This is a genomic window from Paenibacillus sp. BIC5C1, from assembly GCF_032399705.1.
In the GTDB taxonomy this organism is placed as follows: domain Bacteria; phylum Bacillota; class Bacilli; order Paenibacillales; family Paenibacillaceae; genus Paenibacillus; species Paenibacillus taichungensis_A.
Genome location: NZ_CP135922.1, coordinates 475,024 through 495,831 on the forward strand (window position 1 = coordinate 475,024; position 20,808 = coordinate 495,831).

Genomic DNA, 20,808 nt, shown 5'->3' on the forward strand with positions numbered 1-20,808 from the left:
CTGCCATGATTACAGCGCTAACGAATCGGGAACATCTTATTAGGCCGGTTTTTAAGGAATGAAAAATCTAACGAATCTCAGCGGCGTTATTATGCTAAGAAACTGCAACGAGACCTTGATTTGGAGCTAATTATCTAGAATAACGTCTCTAGGATTCGTTAGATTTCAAACATGCAGAAATGGGGATGAATAGCGTGTACCAGGTTCGTTAGAACAGAATAACGCTACAACAAAATGTCCACCGCCAATTCATGGCGATGGACATCTCAATCTCTATAATAGGTATTCTATTTCTGATTCTAATTCTCAGGTCTGCCTCGACACATAACTGTTAAGTCACTGTATCGACCACATGTTTGTTCTGCCATTGATAGGTGATCACGCTGATAATCAGCAGACCAACTGCAAAAATGGCAAGCATCCATGCGGACTGGTTAACCTCCAGATGATCCAGGCTCCAGCCTGTAACCAAAGGCAGAATGGCACCGCCAACACCACCTGATGCAATCAGGATGCTGGGCGTCGATTCTTCTGTTCCAGGCAGCATTTTGCTGGCGAAGACGAGGGCGATGGAGAATACGCCCGATAATGCGAGCCCGAGCAACAGAATGATCAGAAATGCCGACCAGATCTGGTTGGTAAAAGGAAAGATCATCAGCAGCACAACTGCCGCAAGGCAGCTGTAGAGAACGTAGACGCGATATTGGAATTTCTCGGCGATATATCCGGCAAACAGTCGTCCAACAGACATGGCGATCCAGAAGCAGGTAACACTAAGCGCGGCACCTGCTTCCTTCATGTTCATTTTCTCAATCAGAATGGCTGGCATGAAGTTGGCAAGGCTCATTTCGGTGCCGACATAAAGAAAGAAAAATAGAACAAATAAAGACAGAAGAGCCAAATTACGGCCGTAATAGGTTGAACGAGTTGGCTTGATGTCTGCAGGGTTCGTTCCCATTGGCGACTCAGCAGCGTGAGTGTGTACAGGAGTCTGGCCTGAGCTGCTTCGACTAAGCTCGCTGTCCAGCTCACCGAATGAACTTTTGGCCCAGAAGATAAAAGTCATCGCTGCACAGACGGCTACCACGAGGAACGACATACGCCAGTACTCGGCAGAAATCAGACCGCTGGCAATGAGCGGCATGACCATGGCTCCGATACCAAATAACACTTCAAGTCGGCTCATGGCAACCGCCGTATTATCTTTAATTGCAGCAATGATGATTGTACCGATGACGGCCTCAATCATGCCGAATCCGAATCCGGCTGCAGGTGCAATGACGAACATCCAGCCCCAAGGAGGCAGCAGCATATAGGATAACTCTGCAATGCAGAGCAGAGCTGCGGCAATTAATAGGCCGCCTCGCTTACCAAAGCGTTTATTCAACCACGGAGATAACAGTACACCGCCCAGGAACCCCGCAAATTGGGCAAAGATCAGTGTGCCTCCCTGACTATAATCCTTGCCATAATATTCAAGGGCAACGGGCAGGATCGAACCGAGAACGACGTGGGCAAGCCCGATGAGGAAATAGGATAGACATCCGATCCAAAGCAATTTTTTCATGAAGAAAAACTCCTTCTAGATATTATGTTATGTAATAAGTCTGCCATTCAGGAGTATTTCCTAAAAACAAACAATCTCTATCATAACAGGACATGTAAGGGTGTGCACGGATAACTTGCAATGGGGGCTAAAGTTCGTATATACTGAAAAACAACAATTACAGATCGGACCATGCCGTTGAAGAGCATCCAACTCGGAGGCGTTTTCGCCAGGGGAGCGAACATTCCCCAAGTTAACCGGAACCGCCCGTTATCGCGGACCAAGAGGCTGAACCAGAATATTCTGGTTTGGCAAGTTGGGTGGCACCGCGAGCAGAGCGCTCCTCGTCCCAAGGGATGAGGGCGCTCTTTGTATTTTTACAGCCTCTTGAAGTTAGATTGCAATATACGTTAGTTGAGATCTAATATCTTAATTTAGAATTACTGTGTTTTCATAGAGTTTCAAAAATTATACTCTGATGTTTTTTTTGAAAAAAAGAAGATTGTTATTAACCAAAAAAGGAAATCTATTGAAATAATAATTATTATATTGTATAATATACATATGTTGTCGACATACATAATTTTCTTAAGGAGGATATATTTATGAAAAGAAAACTAATAACACTTTTATGCACTGCTTCACTTGTTGCTACACTTGCATCTCCAGCATATGCATCGGACCAAAAGACTGAAGAAGATTTTCAGATTAATTACGACGTTGAAAAAGGTCATAATAATAAATCGAAATCTCAGTTAATGGATGAAATGATTGCTAACGGACTAACTATTGAAGAAGCGAATTATTATTCTGATTTTGATATTTTGATTGCTAGTATGGAAAGAAGAGGAGAGAAGATTGATTTAAATGAAATTTCCTCATATCCAAGTGACTATGTGGCGCTGAATGAATTGGATGTAAAAGAAAAGGCCCTTAATAATGATAAACGTGCAATAAAGAGTCTGCTGGAGCGAAGTTCTAGCCTAGTCCGTGGTAGTGGAGATATGGAAGAGCTAAATAGACGTGATTCTATCAATAAAGGAGATAAAATCACAATAAAATATCCGGATGGAAGTTCTGTAACAAAGGAAGCTAAAACCATTCTTGAAAGTTCAGATGACGAATACACTCTCGATACAGCAATCGGAGGACCTTGGAATTCATCAAGGGGAGAAGATGATATGTTCAAACAAGAGAATTTGTCTTCGTCAGGTACATACTCATCTTATACAGATGTGACATTTAAGTCTGCTACACATTATGCTGCAGTTAATGATACTTTTCGTTTTAAAATTTTAAATAATGGTACAACAGATAAATCTAAATGGTCAGTTGAATATATAAGTGACCAAGGCTCATCAGGAGGATCAGGAATAGTAACTGCAGAAGAAAGCCCCTCAAATCACAATGGAGAAAAGGCAACTGGAAGTAACGGCTTTATTCAAGGATTTACAGATGTGAAATTTACTTTAAGCTCGACTGTTACCGGTAGCATATCGTTTTTTCATGATATAGCTGGTATTTCGTTTTCAGTAACAGCGGGAACGTGGTGGCACGAATATGCTATTACTGAGGTTTCCGGCAGTGGTTCGGTGCTACATTGGTTAGCATATTATAAATAATAGAACTTATCTAAGAGCGTGGAAATAGTTTGAATTTTCCACGTTCTTTTTTCAAAGAAGAGGGGATTATGAAACGGTTATTTACTGTAATATTAGTCTTTATTTTTTTAGTCTTTTCTCAGTCTAAGTCTCAGGGCACTTCCATGTTCATTTTAAATAATCAATTCAACAGTAAATCTCTTCTCATGATGGGAACAGACCGCATTAAAACAAATGTGTACCTAGATGATCTCAAAAAAGTTAAAATAGGTATAATTGATAATGGTATTAAGTCAATTCCTAACCTTAACGCTATCAATTTATCTCAAATTATGAGTCAAAAAATTGGTCATGGAACTATAGTAACAGCAATAATTAATTCTAATCGCACAGTCGATAATAGCTTCTACGGACTCATCCCTGGAATCCCTATATACGCTTACAATCTAGAGAGAGATTTCTCTACAGAGGACTTGGTGGAAGGAATACATGCCTTAATTAATGAAAATGTCGAAATTATAAGTATTTCGGTAAGTAACAAAATACCAAATAGCATTTTAAATGATGCTATGCGAAAAGCTATAGAAGAGCATAATGTTATTTTCATAGTTTCAGCTGGTAACACCGGCCAACAAGAAGAAACCTATCCTGCTTCATATGGGATAGAGGGTATAGTATCAGTAGGATCATTGGATGGTTTTTTTAATATTTCTGATTTTTCAACTTATAATCCGAATATAACATTTTTCGTCCGTGGAGAAGGTATTGTATCTCTTGGACCTGAAGTTGATCAAATAACAAGCTATGATGGAACTTCAGTTGCAGTTCCTTTTGTTACCACTATCTTTGCTATATTAAAAGTTCGCTATCCACATTTAGATAATCTCGAATTAATAAGTCTCTTAAAGGAAAATAGTGAATACTATATAGCTAATTGGCGCAATACTAAAAGGCCTATCAACATTCTTAATATAAAGCACATTTTTGAGGAGGAATTGTAGGAATGAAAAAAATTGTTATTATTTTTACTGCACTTACGTTATTTACTGGATGTAGTGTTCAAAAAAATCAAGGTGGTCAGGTTTCTTCCTCTCCTAATGATTATAGTACTAGTACCACAAAAGTAGATGAATCAACAGCAATTAAAGCAGGGAATTTACAAGATCTGGTTATTGAAGGATTGGAGAAAAGAATGCAAATAAAAGAGGGAGCAAAAGAGGTTAAAATTGATATTATTTCTTATGAAGGTAACTCCATATTTGCTACAATATATAACGATAAAAGTAAAACCGCTGAGGTTGGGGTGATCTATGCTGAGAAACTTGACGATGAATATATTCTGCAGTATATAGACATTAACCCTATTGATGAGAAAGCTCCGTTCTGGTTAGTCAAATCTTCAGGTACTATGATTGATGGGAAAAGAAATTTCAAGATTAATTATGGATATATTAATAATGATTCAATAGATGAGATTAGAATACAGTATTCAAATAGTATAACTAACTCGTTAAAAGTAGATCACCGAAAAACTTTCCTTGATGTAATAACGGGGCAAAAAATCACTGAGAAATTAGTTGAGGGTAGAGATAGTGATGATAAGGTGATTTTTAGCTATAAGTAAAAGGATAGTAGCGCATTTTCTTATAACTTGCAATGCAGGCTAAAGTTCGTATATACTGAAAAACAACAATTACAGATCGGACCATGCCGTTGAAGAGCATCCAACTCGGAGGCGTTTTCGCCAGGGGAGCGAACATTCCCCAAGTTAACCGGAACCGCCCGTTATCGCGGACCAAGAGGCTGAACCAGAATATTCTGGTTTGGCAAGTTGGGTGGCACCGCGAGCAGAGCGCTCCTCGTCCCAAGGGATGAGGGCGCTCTTTGTATTTTTACAGCCAAAGGAGACGGTGACCATGTTGGAAATGAAGTGGATTCGGGAGCATGCAGAAGAGGTGCAGGCTGCGGCAGTCGGCAAGAGAATGGATATCAGTATTCGCGAATTGTTGGAACGGGACGAAGAGCGCAGAGCTCTTTTACTGGAAACGGAAGAAGGGCGTAGAGTACGTAATTCGTTATCTGCTGATATCGGTAGACTGATGCAAGCTGGTGAGCGTGAACAGGCCGAAGGTTTAAGGGAACAGGTGAAACAGCTGAATGGTCAGTTAGAACAAGTTGAAGCCAAGCTTGCTGTTGTGCAAGAGGAAGTGACACGGCTGCAATGGTTGGTACCCAATGTTGTATCGCCGGATACGCCAATGGGCGCATCGGATGAGGATAATGTGGAGCTGAGACGTGTGGGTGAGCTGCCGGTATTCAATTATGAGCCCAAGGATCACGTGGAGCTGGGTGAACGGTATGATCTAATCGATATCCCGCGTGGGGTAAAAATCGGCGGCACACGAAGCTATGTGCTCAAAGGAGCAGGGTTGCTCCTGCACCGGGCTGTACAGCAACTTGCGCTTGATCTGCTAATGAAGCATGGATTTACGCCAATGGAAGTTCCTTTGATGGTGAGAGAGAATACACTCTTGAACACGGGGTTCTTCCCAACAGGACGGGATCAGGTCTATGAATTGCAAGGTGAGAATAAATGGCTGGTGGGAACATCGGAAGTGCCGCTGGTTTCGTATTATGCGGATGAGATAGTGGATGTGCAGGAGCCGATCAAGCTGGCTGCCGTATCGACGTGTTTTCGCAGTGAGGTCGGCTCGGGCGGTCGGGATGTGCGCGGGTTGTACCGGGTGCATCAATTTGCCAAAGTGGAGCAAGTCATTCTCTGTGCACCGGATGCGGAAGAATCGGAGCGAATGCTGCAGGAAATTACGGGACACGCCGAGGAATTACTGCAATTGCTGGAACTGCCTTATCGCGTGGTGGCTGTCTGTACAGGGGATATGTCGCAGAAAACGTACAAACAGTACGATATTGAGACCTGGATGCCAAGCCGCAATGCTTACGGGGAGACACATTCGTCGTCGAATCTGCATAATTTCCAGGCTCGGCGTTCGAATATTCGTTGTCGCGATGCCCAAGGCAAGCTTGCATACTGTCATACGTTGAACAATACGGCTGTGGCTTCGCCACGCATTCTGATTCCATTGCTGGAGAATCACCAGCAGGCGGATGGAAGCATTCGCATTCCAGCCGCACTTCAGCCTTATATGGGCGGTGCCGAATTTTTGGTTTTGCCGCATCAGGACGAAGAAAATTAAAAGGACTAGAAGCTGTGTTGAGAAACAAAAGGGAACTCTGCTCCGGGGTTCCTTTTTGTTTTGCCTGTGATGTTGGGAGCAGTTAAGAGTGTTCAGCGCTTCTATGGTATGGGTGGCGCAGTACAGGGATGTGGGAATGGCCAAACCAGCGGGTATGTCACACAGCTGTAACGTACAGATTGTATAGTAGAATCCAGTTTGGAAAGGAGGCGCAGATATGAACCTGCTGCTCGCGGATGATGAGCCGTTGATGCTGCAAATATTAAAAGCCTATTTCGTTAAAGAGGGCTTTCAGGTATTTTTAGCCGAGGATGGGGAAGCAGCCCTGAATCTCTTTTATACTAATCAAATCGATTTGGCGGTTTTGGATTGGATGATGCCAGGACGCAGCGGTGTCGAGGTATGCCGGGAAATCAAGCGTACGAGTCGGGCGAAGGTATTGCTGCTGACAGCCAAAGGGGAATCGGATGATGAATTTCTTGCCTTGAAGGCCGGGGCGGATGATTATCTGCGCAAGCCATTTGATTCGCGTATCCTGCTATTGCGTGTAAAAAAGCTGCTGCAACTTTCCGCCAAAATTATTGTGGGAGAACTGACTGTCGATCTGGAAGGCCAGAAGGTCTACCGTGGTGGAGTGGATGTAGGGGCTACCCATAAGGAATTCGAATTAATGAAAGTTCTGGGAATGAATAAGGGGCAGATTGTAACCCGTAAAATTTTGCTGGATCAGGTGTGGGGTTTCGATTATTTCGGCGAGGAACGCACCGTAGACACTCATATCCGCAGACTGCGTGAGAAAATTGGAGAAGATTCGATCAAAACGTACCGGGGAATGGGCTATTGCCTAGAGGATCAAAATGAGTAAACTGACCCGAAAACTGCTCGTGCGTATTATCGGTGCATTGTGTGTTGTCTTTTTCCTATCCTTTATCGTCAATACGTTTTTCCTGCCCAGCTATTTTTTGTATCAGAAAAAGCAGAAGCTGGCCGAGTTAACGACTGAAATCTCTGCTTCAGAACATGACGTTCCAATACAACGAATTGAGAGCCTTGAGACGCAGTACGAGGTCGCTATCGCTTATGCTTCGTTGAAGGATAGTGTAAATGATATTAACGATCAATTGTTATGGCAATATAACCGCAAGGGGATTGCCCTCAGTAAATTTTGGCTCACAGAAGAGAGTATCTCTGCGCTGCGTGAGGGTGCCCGGGTTAATAAATTCTATGATCAGACCAAGCTGAAATCCAGCTTTCTCGTGAACTTTGTTATGGTGGGGGATTCCGTGTTTGCAGTCGGCGAATCCATCTCCCATTCATCGGAGACGATTCGAATTATTAATCAATTCAATGCGTACATATGGCTCGGTATGCTGCTGATGCTTATCCTGCTTTCCGTGCTGTATACCGCCCGGATCGTTAAACCGCTCGCAAAACTAAGCGAAACGGCTGAAGCCATTTCCAATTTATCGTTTGCGAAGGTTGATATAAAGACAGGAGATGAGATTGAGTCTTTAGGACACAGCATCAATGTGATGAGCGACAAATTGCAGCAGGCGCAACATTCGTTGGAAATGAAAAATGCCAATCTGCGAACGTTCATCTCGGACATCTCGCATGAATTAAAAACACCGCTCTCCCTCATTCGTGTCTATGCCTCTGGCATTCAGGATGGCCTGGATGATGGAACTTACGCCGGGGTTATCCAGCAACAGAGCGAAGAGCTGGCTGGTTTAATTGACCGTCTGTTGGAGTTATCCCGTCTGCAGGCCGAAGTATACGATTTTGAACCCGTTGATCTTCGTCAATTGCTCACAGAGACCCTTCATACCTATGAAACCGTATTTCAGCAGCATGGCTTGCATGTGGAAGTGGAGGATGGATGGACTGCAGAGACCTGGGTGCTGGCTGATCGACGGAAGCTGGAGTCTGTTCTGCACAATTGGATGACCAACGCGGTGAAATATACAAGCGGTGACCGAATAACCATTACACTTGAATTGAAAGGGGAAACGGCATATTTCGGTATCACCAATGAAACGGATAAGGAAGAGCACGAACAGTGGGATCAGGTATGGGAGCCCTTCTATGTAATGGATAGTTCGCGCAGCAAAAAGTTTAGCGGGACGGGATTGGGCTTATCTATCGCCCGGACGATTCTTGAGAACCACCATGCCGACTATGGCCTTAGCGTAGCCGATGGAAAAGTAAAGTTTTCTTTTTCTTTACCTTTAATACAACGTTAACTAAGGATGCCACCATGCAAATGGTGGTTTTTTTGTGTGAGAAGCAACCTGATTAAAGCATGTACACGTTGGAAAAAGCCGGTTGTTCCCTTGTCATACTGATGTAACACAATTGCCTTAGGATAGGCCTATCACCAAAGCAGAACTTAATTGATGGAGGGATATCCGATGTTCAATAAAACCTTTTTAATAACGGGAGGCACAGGCTCATGGGGAGAAGAGTTGGTCAAACGATTGCTCGTTCAGGAACCGAAAGAAATTCGTATTTTTTCACGAAATGAATCGCTTCAGGCTCAAATGAGACAAACCGTCTCTGACCTGAGAGTGAAGTTTGTACTTGGAGATATCAGAGATCGGTGGGAGCTGGCTGGCGCCTGTAAGGGTGTAGACTATGTCTTTCATCTTGCGGCGCTTAAACATGTTCCGGTCTGCGAGGACCAACCGGATTGTGCGGTCAAAACCAATATTGTCGGAACGCAGAACGTCATTGATGCTGCAATCGAGAACGGCGTGCGGAAGGTGATATATATATCTACGGACAAAGCTGCGAATCCTTCCAGCATGTACGGGATGACCAAAGCCATCGGGGAAAAATTGATTTTATTAGCTGACAGTCGTTCCGCTACAAGCTTTGCTTGTGTACGAAGCGGAAATGTTCTTGGATCCACGGGCAGCGTAGTACCGTTATTCAAACGCCAGCTTGCGTTGGGGCAGCCACTCAGCATTACCGATTCCAGAATGACACGTTTTTTTCTTCCCCTTGGAGACGCCGTGGAAATTCTTCTATCGGCCATGGAACAATGCGAGGGCGGCGAGATTATTGTCCCCCGAATGCCATCCTGCAAAATAACGGATATCGCGCAGGTATTGGCAGAGGATGCTGGACAAAAGGATGTCCCGATACATTTTATCGGTGCCCGTCCGGGTGAACGGCTTTATGAAACGTTGATTTCAAATTGGGAAAACGTTTGGGAAGTGGAAGAAGAGAAGTCCTACTTTGTTGTCACCGCCTCCTCTGCACCCAAATTAGCGGATAAAGAGGGTTGTGAGACTTTTGCTCTTCCTGGCAGAGGATATCATTCGGAGGATGTCATCATGACCAAGGCGGAAGTACGCGATATGCTGTGGAGAGGGGGATTTCTGTGTTCAAAAAGAGGATCATATTTACAGGAGGCGGCTCCGCCGGTCATGTGACAGCCAATCTCATTCTGATCTCCAGATTGCTTCAGGAGCAATGGGAGATTCATTATATCGGTTCCAAGCAGGGCATCGAGCGTCAATTAATTGGCAAAATTCCGGCAGTTCACTACCATGCGATTGCAACAGGCAAGCTGAGAAGGTATTGGGCGTGGGCAAACATTTCCGATGTGTTCAAAATTATGCTTGGAGTGCTGCAGGCTTATCTACTCATTTTACGAATTAAACCTCATGTTTGCTTTTCGTTAGGGGGATTCGTGGCTGTTCCTGCTGTAGTGGGTGCCAGGTGGAACCGGGTGCCGGTGCTGATTCTGGAGCCGGATCTACATCCGGGTCTGGCCAACAGGCTGTCACGGCGATACGCTCAAATGATGTGTACCACGTTTATGGATACCACGACATTCGTCTCCTCTAAGGCGTCAGACAAGACAGTATACGTGGGACCTGTAATCAGGGAGGAGTTGAAACTTGGCAGCCGAGCACGGGGGATTCATTTTTGCCGATTTGTCTCCGACAGGCCTATTCTGTTGATTATGGGTGGCAGTCAGGGTTCGGAAAAGCTCAATCGTATGGTACTTGAAACACTGCCGGAACTGCTCAAGCGTTATCAAATCATTCATATATGTGGCACAGGTAAATTGAACTCAGCTTTTCCGCGGTTTGCAGGCTACAAGGCATTTGAATACGTGCATGAAGAACTTGCCGATTTAATGGCTATGGCGGATATGGTTGTGTCACGTGCCGGCTCCAATGCGATCCATGAGTGGCTGCTGCTGCGCAAGCCGATGCTCCTGATTCCCCATGCCAACGGCGGGTCTCTTGTTGGACAGACGCTGAATGCAAAGTATTTTCAGGAGCGAGGTTATGCGAGGGTTCTCCAGGAAGAGGATTTAACTGCTCAGACATTCCTGCGAGATATTGACCTTGTATATAAGGAGAGGGATCATATGGTGGGCCATATGAAGGCGAGTGGAACGGACAACGCCGTTGACAAGGTTCTGCAGCTTATTCATACAACGGTTTCTTCGGTGGAAATGAGCTGAACATGAATAAAAGATTTCCCGAACTGCTGCTGGTCATGTTCTTTTTGCTCATCGTATCTATCCTGATTATCTCAAAACGTTTATTGTATTAAACAATATAATCTTCCAATCGCTGTTATCCCCAGATTTTTCTGAATATAGAGGCATTCTTCAGTCACTTCTTAATGACTTGGAGAATGCCTCTGCTTATTTTGGGAATATAGGGGGAGGGCCGTAGCATGTAACAAATGTCGAATGTTCCTCTTATCCGCGATTCTGCTCCAACAGGATTCATTTTTATGTAATGAGTTTCCGATATAATATAATAGAAGTAAAATATTGGATTACAGGAGATGAAGATTGCAATGAATGGAATGAAATTAGCAATACGAGGCGCCTTGGCCTTTATTTTAGTATTGGCAGTACTGGGTCCTTCCTTTGCCCTGGCAGCCACGGGTGACGTGACATCCATCGAGATTACCAACAGTAGTCCGCAGCAGATGAGTGTGTCCCAGACAACGACGCTTCAAGTGATGGCGGTTATTGAAGGGTTTGATAACAAGCAGGATGTTACGGGTGGCGCCACATGGTCCACGAGTAACGAAGCTGTTGCCACCATTATTAAAGGCAAAGTGAAGGCTGTGGCAGCAGGAGAAGCAACGATATATGCACAGGTAGATGGCGCCAAAGCGCAATTGCTGGTTAAGGTTCAGGATAAAATTAAAAGCATCAAAGCTTCGCCAAGTTCCTATAATTTTGTCAAAGGTAGTGAAAGTACGCTCCCCAAAGTAAGCATTGTACGCGCTAATGGCAAGGAAGAAGACGTCACATCTGAGATCGTATGGACCGTATCGAGTGCCTCCGCGGTGCTGGAGAGTGGTAAAATTAAAGGAATTACGACTGGCAGAGTGCTGTTACAAGGCAAATATGGCTCAGAGACGGTTAAAGTCCCCGTAGCGATTACAGACGAGATTACCAAAGTCGAAGTAACACCTGCTGTCATGCAGCTGAATATTAAGAAATCGAAAGCGTTGAAGGTAATCGGTACATATGCCAATGGGAAAACAATTAATCTTTCAAAACAGGTGATATGGACCTCTTCCAACAATAATGTAGCAACCGTCAAAAATGGTACAGTCAAAACACTGACGGAAGGACAAGCCACCTTGACAGGAACTTATCAAAATCAGACAATAAAGGCAGAGGTTACCGTTGTTCCTTTGCTCAAAAAGCTGATCACAGGCCAGAAAACACTCGTCTTATCGCCACAAGCAAGTACAACACTGAGTGTGATGGCGCAGTATGATACAGGCAAAACCACGATTGTAACGAGCAGTGCTGTATGGAGCAGCACCAAACCAAGTGTAGCCACAGTATCGGGCGGCAAGATTGTGGCCGTGGGTAAAGGCAAGACATCCATCACCGCCAAGTGGGGTAATAAAAAAGTTACTATACCGGTAACGGTAAAATAAAGTTTCAACAATGAAACATATCAATTAAGATAAATTCATCATCGTGAACAGAAACAGATGGGGCGTAGACATACGCCCCTTTTAAGTATAAAAAATTCTATATAGTAATTACATAAAGGAGGGAGCATCTGAATGACAGATCATCTGCAACCGGAAAACTGGCCTGCGTGGGCGACAGAATCGATAGAGATTGTAGAGGCCAATCCCATGTGGGACTCGCAGGCTCAGGAAGAAATTCGACAACTCAAAGAACTATTACAGGAGCTCAATATTCATAAATTTGAACATATCGGAAGCACATCGATTCCGGGATTGCCGGCAAAGCCCATTATTGATTTGATGGGAGAGGTGAAGTCGTGGGAGGACATGGACTTAATTGCCAATCAGCTGAATCCGGCAGGCTGGAACTACGTTCCACCTGAACTGGATGGTCGGGAATACAGACGATTCTGGGTCAGAGTGAAGGATGGCAAGAGGGCTGTACATCTTCATCTGATGCGCCCAGGCGAGGAACGTTGGGGTCGCCAAATCCAGTTCCGGGATGTGCTGAGACAGCGCCCGGATCTGGTAGAGGTTTATTCGGCCTTGAAAGCTAAACTTGCGGATGAGAATAAGGACGACAGGGAAGCGTATACCGCTGCCAAAACGGAATTTATTATACAAGTGCTTGATGAAGGCATTTGATCCATGAGGAAGGCATTTTTCAAAGACAGATTGATTTATTTCATTGCAGTGATCATAACCATGGCGGCAGGACTGGCGTCCAGACACTTTGGTGAACTTTTACCGGATTTTGTACGTGAGCATTTTGGTGATGCCTTGTGGGCAGCGATGATTTATTTTGGGGTACGCATGGTTTGGATGAATCGCAGCAAAGAGTTGGCGCTGATCGTAAGCCTGCTTTTTAGCTGGGCCGTCGAATGTTCGCAAATGATTCAGATCGCTTGGCTGAACGAAGTGCGTTCAACGATGCTGGGTGCGCTTATTTTGGGACGTGGATTTCTGGTGATGGATCTGTTGAGGTATGCTGTCGGCATTCTGTGCGTCTATGGGATCGATCGTTATTTCCTGAGCAATAAGAAGGCTTGATAATGGGGAGGGACTTAAGTGAATGTAGAGAAGCTTTTTACGGAATCACCCGAATTTGAGACAGAGCGTTTGATACTGAGACGTCTTACGCTCAACGACCTCGATGATTATTTTATGTTTGCCTCTGATCCGAAAGTGAGTCAGCAAAGTTTGTGGAACTGCCATGAGACGTTGGATGATTCCGTTCAATATATTCAAAGAGTGTTAGACAATTATGAGAAGAAAACGGTCTATATATGGGCCTTTATTCTGAAAGAAACGGGGAAACTGATCGGGCGAGGTGGCATTTTTCATCTAAATGAATCCATGCAAAGTGCGGAACTGGGGTACGCGATTGCCAGCAGTTGTTGGGGCAAAGGCCTTGCAGCAGAAGCGATGCAGCCGATTGTTGAATACTGTTTTCAGGAACTGGACTGCAATCGGCTGGAGGGGAAATGCAATGCAGGCAACATCGGTTCTGCACGAGTGATGGAGAAGCTGGGCATGTCATATGAAGGTTTGATGCGTAAACAATTGAAGATCAAAGGTGTGTTTACGGATCAAAAATTGTACTCCCGTATCCGGGATGATCTATAATACTTCCAATGACTTGCACGATACATAGAAGAAATTGAAGGAGGCGGAACAATGATCTACAGTATTATTTCCCGAGCGGTATGGGAGCAGGTATCCAAGCAGAGCGTGTATGCACCGGATAGCCTGGAGACGGACGGTTTCATTCATTGTTCCACTAAAGAACAGATTCCATGGGTAGCGGCTCAATTTTATCAAGGGCGTACGGATTTGTTATTGATTGGCATTGATGAGAGGGCCTTGAAGCCGGAACTGGTGTATGAGGACCTGTATGAGTTGAATGAACTGTTTCCACATATCTATGGTGAACTTAATTTGGATGCTGTACGGAAAGTCATTTCTTTTGAACCGAATGAAGACGGGACGTTTTCTTTTCCTGAATAAAAACATTTTGTGAAGGGTTGTGAACGTGTGGATATGAATCAGGTATTTCTGGATACAGCCGAGAAGCAATTTTTGTATTACAAACAGCTTGGGGAAAAGGCCATGGAGCAATTGGAATCCGAGCAACTGTTTCAATCCTGGAATGAAGATGCCAACAGCATTGCGGTTATTGTGAAGCATCTATGGGGCAATATGCTGTCCCGTTGGACGGATGTGCTGACAACCGATGGAGAAAAGCCGTGGCGTGAACGTGATGCGGAATTTGTGAATGATATTTCGACCCGGGAAGAGCTGCTCGCCAAATGGGAGGAAGGCTGGAACTGTTTGCTTGGAGCCATTCGTTCTTTTACACCGGAGCAACTGTCTCATATTATATATATTCGCAATGAAGGACATACCGTCATGGAGGCAATCATCCGGCAATTGGCGCATTACCCTTATCATGTGGGGCAGATTATCTATGCAGCCAAAATGCTCAAAGAAACCGCGTGGAACAGTCTTTCCATTCCGAGAAATGGTTCGGACCGATATAATGGCGGCAAATTTGCCAAGCCGAAGGCACGAAAACATTTTACAGATGATGAATTACGCATAGAAAAAGGTAAAGGTGAGGAACAGCAATGACACAGATCGCATTGATTCGCCATGGAAGCACGGCGTGGAATAAGGAGAAACGTTCGCAAGGCCAAACGGATAATCCGTTGGATCGGGAAGGAAGAGAACAGGCACTATTGCTTGCTGCAAGACTGAGTGAGGAAACGTGGGATGCCATCTATGCAAGTGATCTGGAGCGTGCAAGTGAGACGGCTCGCATCATTGGAGATCGTTTGGGAATACAAGAGATTCATTTGGACCCGAGGTTGCGTGAAATGGGCGGTGGGCAGGTGGAGGGTACGACCGAAGCTGAGCGTCTAGCCAAATGGGGAGCGGATTGGAATACTCTGGATTTAGGGCGGGAACTTGCGGATGCAGGTACGAGTCGGGGCAGTGCCGCGATAGAAGATATTGTACGACAGCATCCCAATGGAAGAGTGATCGTTGTCAGCCATGGCGCTATTCTTCGTAATACACTGCGAGGGTTGGTTCCTGAACTTGATGTGAGCGCAAAGCTGTCCAACACGTCGATCACCCGGATTTCTTGGGAAGCTGAGTCTTGGCAATGTGATCTATACAATTGCAGCGTGCATCTGAATTCCTCCAAGGAGTTGTGATAGATGGATGCTCTGGCATTAAAACAGAAATTGCGGCAGATTGATTCGGCTAATTTATCCGCCCATGAAGTAGAACATCCTTACGAATTGGCTCTGCATATGATGCAGCATATTGGCAGTCCAGACCCGGTTTTGCGGGATGAATTGATCTATGTTACGTTTGCGACCTGGATTGGACAGGGTGTATTTTCGGAAGAACAGCTCAGTCAGCTGTTACATATGGCGCTGGATGATCAGCATCTTTTTCATGGTATTGGAGAACAAGGCACGGACAGTGTGTTTACCCGAACCTTCTCTGTGCTGCTCCTGCCTCCAATTCTGAGTGTAGATCGTCAACGGCCTTTTCTGAAAAAGGAAGAGATAGAGGTTATTCATCATCGGTTGACTACGTATCTGGAACGTGAAAAAGATGTTCGCGGCTATGTCGATGATAAGGGCTGGGCGCACGCTCCGGCACACGCGGCAGATGCAGTTGAAGATCTTGCACAGTCGCCTTATATGGAGCGGGTAGCCTTACGGGAGCTTTTGCATGCACTCACTGTGAAAATTACCGAATCGAGTGTGGTCTACATCCATGATGAGGATCAGCGGATTGCTCATGCAGTGGTCACCATCCTTTGTCGCAATCTGCTGGAGCAAAACGATATTTCGTCTTGGATCGATTCACTGCATCCAAACGATAAGACGGAGGGGAAATCGCTTCTGGAGATCAGCCAGATGAGCTTGAATTTGCGCGTCTTTCTGCAGACGCTCTATCTTGCCATACGGACAGAAGACGTAGAGCCCTTTCCCGCTGTGCGTTCATTTATTTTGCAGGCTTTGGAGAAAAAATGATCAAGGGATTATAAACTTGTGAACAAGGAGGGGGATAGCATGACTGAACTGCCGTATTCATGGACTGAGGATGTGCTGTCTCCTCTGGGAGAAACAGGGGTTATGATCCGGTGTGGGGACAACATATCCGAAGCGGTGCACCGGAGGGTGATGTCGATATGTACTTTGCTGGAAAAGAGGCAACTATCGGGCATCTTGGAGTGGTTACCTTCATTTGCATCGGTCACGCTGTTCTATGATCCGTTGATTTCCTCGTACGACGAGGTATGCGGAAGGCTGCTTCATGAATTGAACAAGATGGAAGAGGCAACGCTGGGTGAACCCAGAACGATCATTATTCCCGTATGTTATGGTGGTGAACTGGGTCCTGATCTGGAATATGTCGCTACTGAACATGGGCTTACGCCGGATGAGGTCATAGCTATTCATACATCCGGCGATTACCTGGTTCACATGATTGGATTTGCACCAGGTTTTCCTTATCTGGGCGGGCTATCGGAGAAGATCGCTACACCCAGACGATTCACACCTCGGCTTCGTGTAGAAGCGGGAACAGTGGGTATTGGTGGCAAACAAACGGGAGTTTACCCGGTGACGACTCCTGGCGGATGGCAATGTATCGGCCGAACACCACTGGAGCTATTTCGTCCGACGGAAAATCCGCCAAGCCTGCTGGCAGCAGGTGATCGGGTTCGTTTTGCAGCGATATCACTGCAGGAGTATCTGGAACAAAAGGAGGGCGAAGGATGAGTATTGAAGTTATTCGCCCAGGTTTGTTATCCACCGTTCAGGACGAAGGAAGGACGGGATTTCGTCGGTATGGAATTCATCCGGGCGGGGTTATGGATTCCTTTGCAGCCAGAGCAGCCAATGCATTGGTTGGCAATTCCCGTGATGCAGCTGTGCTGGAGATGACGATGACGGGACCGGAGCTTCGTTTTCATGACAATCGGCTGATCTCTTTATGTGGCGCGGATCTGACGGGAACGGTGGATGGCCTGCCTGTTCCGCTATGGCGTCCGGTCATGCTACTTGCTGGAAGTGTACTGAGATTTGGACGATGCCGTTCCGGTTTGAGGTCTTATATGGCGATTGCTGGTGGAATCGCAGTACCTGAGATGATGGGCAGCCGCAGTACGGATCTTAAGACAGGTTTTGGTGGGGTTGAAGGACGTGCCCTGAAGGTGAGTGACAGGTTGTTTGTGGGGGAAGCTTCTTATGAAGCGCAATCGGCGTTGCATGGATGGAGTGTGGAAGCTGGAAAGAATAATCGGCGGATGCACGCACCTGCATGGTACTTGTCCAGCAGGGAATGGCCCGCCTACCATGCTGAACCTGTTATTCGTGTCATGCCGGGCAAAGACAGTACAGCGTTTGATGAAGACAGCCTGGAACGATTCCACAAAGAACGATATGTAATCTCTCCTCAATCGGATCGGATGGGTTATCGATTGGAAGGTGCAAAGTTGGAACTCGTTCAACCCATGGATCGGCTGTCCGAAGCCGTCACCTATGGCACAGTTCAGGTGCCAGCAGATGGTCAGCCCATTATATTGATGGCCGATCATCAAACCATTGGGGGCTATCCTGTGATCGCACAAGTAGCGCGGGTAGATTTGCCGATACTGGCACAGGCAAGGCCAGGGGCGCGGGTTACTTTTGAACGGATTACGTATGAAGAAGCACAGCAATTATTCCTTGAACAGGAGTTGGAGTGGCGGCTAACCGATCAGTTGATTCGCAGGAAATTGGCAGAAATGGGGAACCTTTAATGAACACGGTGGATATCAATTGTGACCTTGGCGAGAGTTACGGAGTATACCGTATGGCGTCGGATGAGGCAATTCTGCCGCTGATCACTTCAGCCAACATCGCTTGTGGATTTCATGCGGGTGATCCGGCAACGATGCGGCAAACGGTGCTACAAGCATTGGAGCATCATGTCGCGATTGGCGCCCATCCCGGCTTGCCCGATTTGCAGGGATTTGGCAGAAGACGTATGGATATTTCACCACGAGAAGCCTATGACATGGTTGTGTATCAAATGGGTGCGTTGGATGCTTTTGTCCGTTCATACGGGGGGCGCATGCACCATGTGAAACCCCATGGAGCCTTGTATAACATGGCTGCTGAAGATGATCAGCTCGCTGAGGGAATCGCCGAGGCTATCTATAAAGTACAACCGGAACTGTATCTCTATGGCCTGGCCGGCAGTGCAATGATACAGGCAGCGGATCGCATTGGGCTGCGCAGTATCGGTGAAGTTTTTGCAGATCGAACCTACGGACCAGATGGGAGACTAACCCCACGCAGTCATCCGGGGGCTGTCATTCAGAAGACGGAACAAGCTCTTGCTCAAGTACTGCGTATGGTGAAAGAGGGCATTGTTGTGTCGACGGAAGGTTCACCTGTATCCATAAAGGCAGAGACAATTTGCATCCACGGCGACGGAGCGCATGCTCTTGTATTTGCTCAAGAGATACGTTCGTTGCTTGAATCTGAGGGAGTTAACCTGACTGCACCTGGAGTTGCTAGATGATTGCTACAGTAACCGAGGGTCAGAGGTCGAACTATACGAGTTTGTAAGGAGTGAAAGTAGAACATGAAACCGATACGTAATTCGGCGAAGGCTGTTATTGTACAGGATGGACGTTTGCTAGTGATCCGGTTGGAGGATCAATATGGTGACGCTTATGTTTTCCCTGGCGGAGGACAGGAGAAAGGCGAAGAACTAAAGGATGCCGTTGCCCGTGAATGTCTGGAGGAAATTGGACAGGCGGTGACTGTGGGAGATTTGCTGCATATCCGGGAGTATATCGGAAAAAACCATGAATTTGCCGATTGGGATGCCGATGTCCACCAGGTTGAATTTTATTTTGAATGCAAGTTAGTTGATCCGAATGCGACGATTTTTGAAGGCTCCAGCCCGGACGATCATCAGGTAGCCGTAGAATGGATTCCTCTCGAAGCGCTGTCACAGATACGTCTATATCCGAAAACCATTGGTGAACTGTTACTGGATCAGGCGTCTTCACGTATTTATCTTGGGGATTTGAATTAAAAATTAATCCATATGGTCACGAAATGCTTCCTTTATGTACACATTTTTATAAATAACTTTTCCAAAACTGTCACGTTTACGAACCGGTTCATGGATTCACCATAGATGAGGTGGGTACACTATAAGTACAGGCTTATTACACCTAACGTAAGCTGACTGTACTTATACACGGCAGCGGAGTGGATAAAAACCTAAGGAAGCAAAACCTGCAAAGTTGAGGCGTCAACAGGTTTTGATTTGAACTTTAGCTTACCCACTCCTCAATTTGAAAGAACAGTAGACGTAGTGAAGGGGACGGAATCGATTCTGTAGAAGCGAAGCGTTCGCCTTCATCCCCAGATTTTATCCTATGAGATAGGATTTCAAAAAAATCTGGGGATAACAGCGATCGAAAGAACGATCCGTACCCGTAACGGCCGCCTACAAGGCTCTTCAAATATCCCCTAAATCGAAAGGAGCATTTCCCATGAACCAGACTGAATTGGAACAAAACATTGTAAAAGCATTGGAAAACAACCCTTTTTGCAGTTTCTCCACGGTGGAGAACGGTAAACCGAAATCACGCTACATGGCGCTTTTCAACGATGGAATGAACATTCATCTGGCGACAAACCGCCGTACGCACAAGGTAGAGGAGCTGGAGAATAATCCGAATGTCAGCCTTTTGCTAGGTTATGAAGCGGGTGGCTCCAAGGAAGTGGTCGAGATTGAAGGAACATGCGAAGTGACGAAAAATGAAGGTTTGCGCGAACAGGTATGGAATGATGAACTAAAAGCATGGTTTGACGGCCCAAACGATCCCAATTATGTCATTCTGGACATTACCCCAAATCGGATTGAATACATCGGCAAAGATCATGAGCATCAGGTGTGGGAGCAGTAATTTCGCATATTGAAAATCACCTTTTCTGAGTGGGAGGCCATGCCAACGATTTGGAAAAGATATAGCCAACCGTGAACGCCAGAAGGCGTCACGGTTTTTTGATATGGGTCGATTCAGCTAATATGGATATAGATGTAAGCCACATGTAATATACGTTTTTAACAGCGTGAGTAAACTATTTTCATCCAAAAACATGCAAAAGATGTCGAAATCACGCATGTTATTGTAAACTGGGCCATGTATGTGCGGATAACGTAAAAAATAATGCTTTTCAATGGTTGAACATTGCGTTATGATTTGGAATGTAAACGATACGCACAGATATGAATAGATGTTCATGTGAGATAAACTAACCTGAGATTCTGAACCATACGATCGGAATATCAGTACGCACAACCCATGAGATCTTTCGCATTTCTGCGCTTATTCGTTTGCTCACTAATGCATGATTCAATGTACATAACCGGGAGGGGTTAT

General features: G+C 45.5%; 22 protein-coding genes. 21 read left to right on the top strand and 1 reads right to left on the bottom strand.

What is annotated here, in order from left to right; all coding sequences use genetic code 11:
* Positions 1–331: 331 nt before the first annotated feature.
* Positions 332–1,567 (bottom strand): MFS transporter, encoded by a 1,236-nt coding sequence (locus RS891_RS02300; RefSeq protein WP_315794312.1) that lies wholly within the window; start codon positions 1,565–1,567, stop codon positions 332–334.
* Positions 1,568–2,151: 584 nt separating this feature from the next.
* On the opposite strand from RS891_RS02300, the gene RS891_RS02305 reads away from it, so the two are divergent.
* The 21 genes from RS891_RS02305 (at position 2,152) to RS891_RS02405 (ending at position 20,331) form a co-directional block, all read left to right on the top strand.
* Complete coding sequence (locus tag RS891_RS02305) at positions 2,152–3,168, top strand: hypothetical protein (protein ID WP_315794313.1); 1,017 nt, start codon at positions 2,152–2,154, stop codon at positions 3,166–3,168.
* A gap of 68 nt (positions 3,169–3,236) precedes the next feature.
* Positions 3,237–4,148, top strand: a complete 912-nt coding sequence (locus tag RS891_RS02310; RefSeq protein ID WP_315794314.1) for a S8 family peptidase — start codon at positions 3,237–3,239, stop codon at positions 4,146–4,148.
* A 2-nt stretch (positions 4,149–4,150) separates the two neighbouring features.
* Positions 4,151–4,771, top strand: coding sequence for a hypothetical protein (locus RS891_RS02315; protein WP_315794315.1), 621 nt, complete (start codon positions 4,151–4,153; stop codon positions 4,769–4,771).
* Between the two features lie 292 nt (positions 4,772–5,063).
* Positions 5,064–6,362, top strand: a complete 1,299-nt coding sequence (gene serS / locus RS891_RS02320; RefSeq protein WP_315794316.1) for a serine--tRNA ligase — start codon at positions 5,064–5,066, stop codon at positions 6,360–6,362.
* Positions 6,363–6,579: 217 nt separating this feature from the next.
* Positions 6,580–7,227 carry a response regulator transcription factor gene (locus RS891_RS02325; RefSeq protein ID WP_113055195.1) on the top strand — a complete coding sequence of 216 codons (648 nt, stop codon included), beginning with the start codon at positions 6,580–6,582 and terminating at the stop codon, positions 7,225–7,227.
* Positions 7,220–8,605 carry a sensor histidine kinase gene (locus RS891_RS02330; protein WP_315794317.1) on the top strand — a complete coding sequence of 462 codons (1,386 nt, stop codon included), beginning with the start codon at positions 7,220–7,222 and terminating at the stop codon, positions 8,603–8,605. The genes RS891_RS02325 and RS891_RS02330 overlap by 8 nt, the downstream gene beginning before the upstream one ends.
* Positions 8,606–8,773: 168 nt before the next feature.
* Complete coding sequence (locus RS891_RS02335; RefSeq protein ID WP_315794318.1) at positions 8,774–9,799, top strand: polysaccharide biosynthesis protein; 1,026 nt, start codon at positions 8,774–8,776, stop codon at positions 9,797–9,799.
* The gene (locus tag RS891_RS02340) at positions 9,748–10,845 is read left to right on the top strand and encodes an undecaprenyldiphospho-muramoylpentapeptide beta-N-acetylglucosaminyltransferase (RefSeq protein ID WP_315794319.1); all 1,098 of its coding nucleotides are present in this window, start codon (positions 9,748–9,750) and stop codon (positions 10,843–10,845) included. Before RS891_RS02335 ends, RS891_RS02340 begins: the two co-directional genes overlap by 52 nt.
* A gap of 344 nt (positions 10,846–11,189) precedes the next feature.
* Complete coding sequence (locus RS891_RS02345; protein ID WP_315794320.1) at positions 11,190–12,296, top strand: Ig-like domain-containing protein; 1,107 nt, start codon at positions 11,190–11,192, stop codon at positions 12,294–12,296.
* A gap of 132 nt (positions 12,297–12,428) precedes the next feature.
* Positions 12,429–12,980 carry a GrpB family protein gene (locus RS891_RS02350; protein ID WP_315794321.1) on the top strand — a complete coding sequence of 184 codons (552 nt, stop codon included), beginning with the start codon at positions 12,429–12,431 and terminating at the stop codon, positions 12,978–12,980.
* A 3-nt stretch (positions 12,981–12,983) separates the two neighbouring features.
* Complete coding sequence (locus RS891_RS02355; protein WP_113055186.1) at positions 12,984–13,385, top strand: ribosomal maturation YjgA family protein; 402 nt, start codon at positions 12,984–12,986, stop codon at positions 13,383–13,385.
* An 18-nt stretch (positions 13,386–13,403) separates the two neighbouring features.
* A complete protein-coding gene (locus RS891_RS02360) occupies positions 13,404–13,961 on the top strand; it encodes a GNAT family N-acetyltransferase (RefSeq protein ID WP_315794322.1) in 558 nt (185 codons plus the stop codon).
* A gap of 51 nt (positions 13,962–14,012) precedes the next feature.
* Complete coding sequence (locus tag RS891_RS02365; protein ID WP_064642662.1) at positions 14,013–14,342, top strand: DUF952 domain-containing protein; 330 nt, start codon at positions 14,013–14,015, stop codon at positions 14,340–14,342.
* 27 nt (positions 14,343–14,369) lie between these two features.
* Positions 14,370–14,966: a DUF1572 family protein gene (locus RS891_RS02370; protein ID WP_397386884.1), complete on the top strand. Its 597-nt coding sequence runs from the start codon at positions 14,370–14,372 to the stop codon at positions 14,964–14,966.
* Positions 14,963–15,553 carry a histidine phosphatase family protein gene (locus RS891_RS02375; protein ID WP_315794323.1) on the top strand — a complete coding sequence of 197 codons (591 nt, stop codon included), beginning with the start codon at positions 14,963–14,965 and terminating at the stop codon, positions 15,551–15,553. The genes RS891_RS02370 and RS891_RS02375 overlap by 4 nt, the downstream gene beginning before the upstream one ends.
* A 3-nt stretch (positions 15,554–15,556) precedes the next feature.
* Positions 15,557–16,387, top strand: a complete 831-nt coding sequence (locus RS891_RS02380; protein WP_315794324.1) for a DUF2785 domain-containing protein — start codon at positions 15,557–15,559, stop codon at positions 16,385–16,387.
* 39 nt (positions 16,388–16,426) lie between these two features.
* Positions 16,427–17,137 (top strand): 5-oxoprolinase subunit PxpB, encoded by a 711-nt coding sequence (gene pxpB, locus RS891_RS02385; RefSeq protein ID WP_113055179.1) that lies wholly within the window; start codon positions 16,427–16,429, stop codon positions 17,135–17,137.
* The gene (locus RS891_RS02390) at positions 17,134–18,159 is read left to right on the top strand and encodes a 5-oxoprolinase subunit C family protein (protein WP_113055177.1); all 1,026 of its coding nucleotides are present in this window, start codon (positions 17,134–17,136) and stop codon (positions 18,157–18,159) included. The genes pxpB and RS891_RS02390 overlap by 4 nt, the downstream gene beginning before the upstream one ends.
* Positions 18,159–18,926, top strand: coding sequence for a 5-oxoprolinase subunit PxpA (locus RS891_RS02395; protein WP_315794325.1), 768 nt, complete (start codon positions 18,159–18,161; stop codon positions 18,924–18,926). Before RS891_RS02390 ends, RS891_RS02395 begins: the two co-directional genes overlap by 1 nt.
* 63 nt (positions 18,927–18,989) lie before the next feature.
* The gene (locus RS891_RS02400) at positions 18,990–19,448 is read left to right on the top strand and encodes an NUDIX domain-containing protein (RefSeq protein WP_113055174.1); all 459 of its coding nucleotides are present in this window, start codon (positions 18,990–18,992) and stop codon (positions 19,446–19,448) included.
* 466 nt (positions 19,449–19,914) lie between these two features.
* The gene (locus RS891_RS02405) at positions 19,915–20,331 is read left to right on the top strand and encodes a pyridoxamine 5'-phosphate oxidase family protein (protein ID WP_113055173.1); all 417 of its coding nucleotides are present in this window, start codon (positions 19,915–19,917) and stop codon (positions 20,329–20,331) included.
* Positions 20,332–20,808 lie beyond the last annotated feature (477 nt).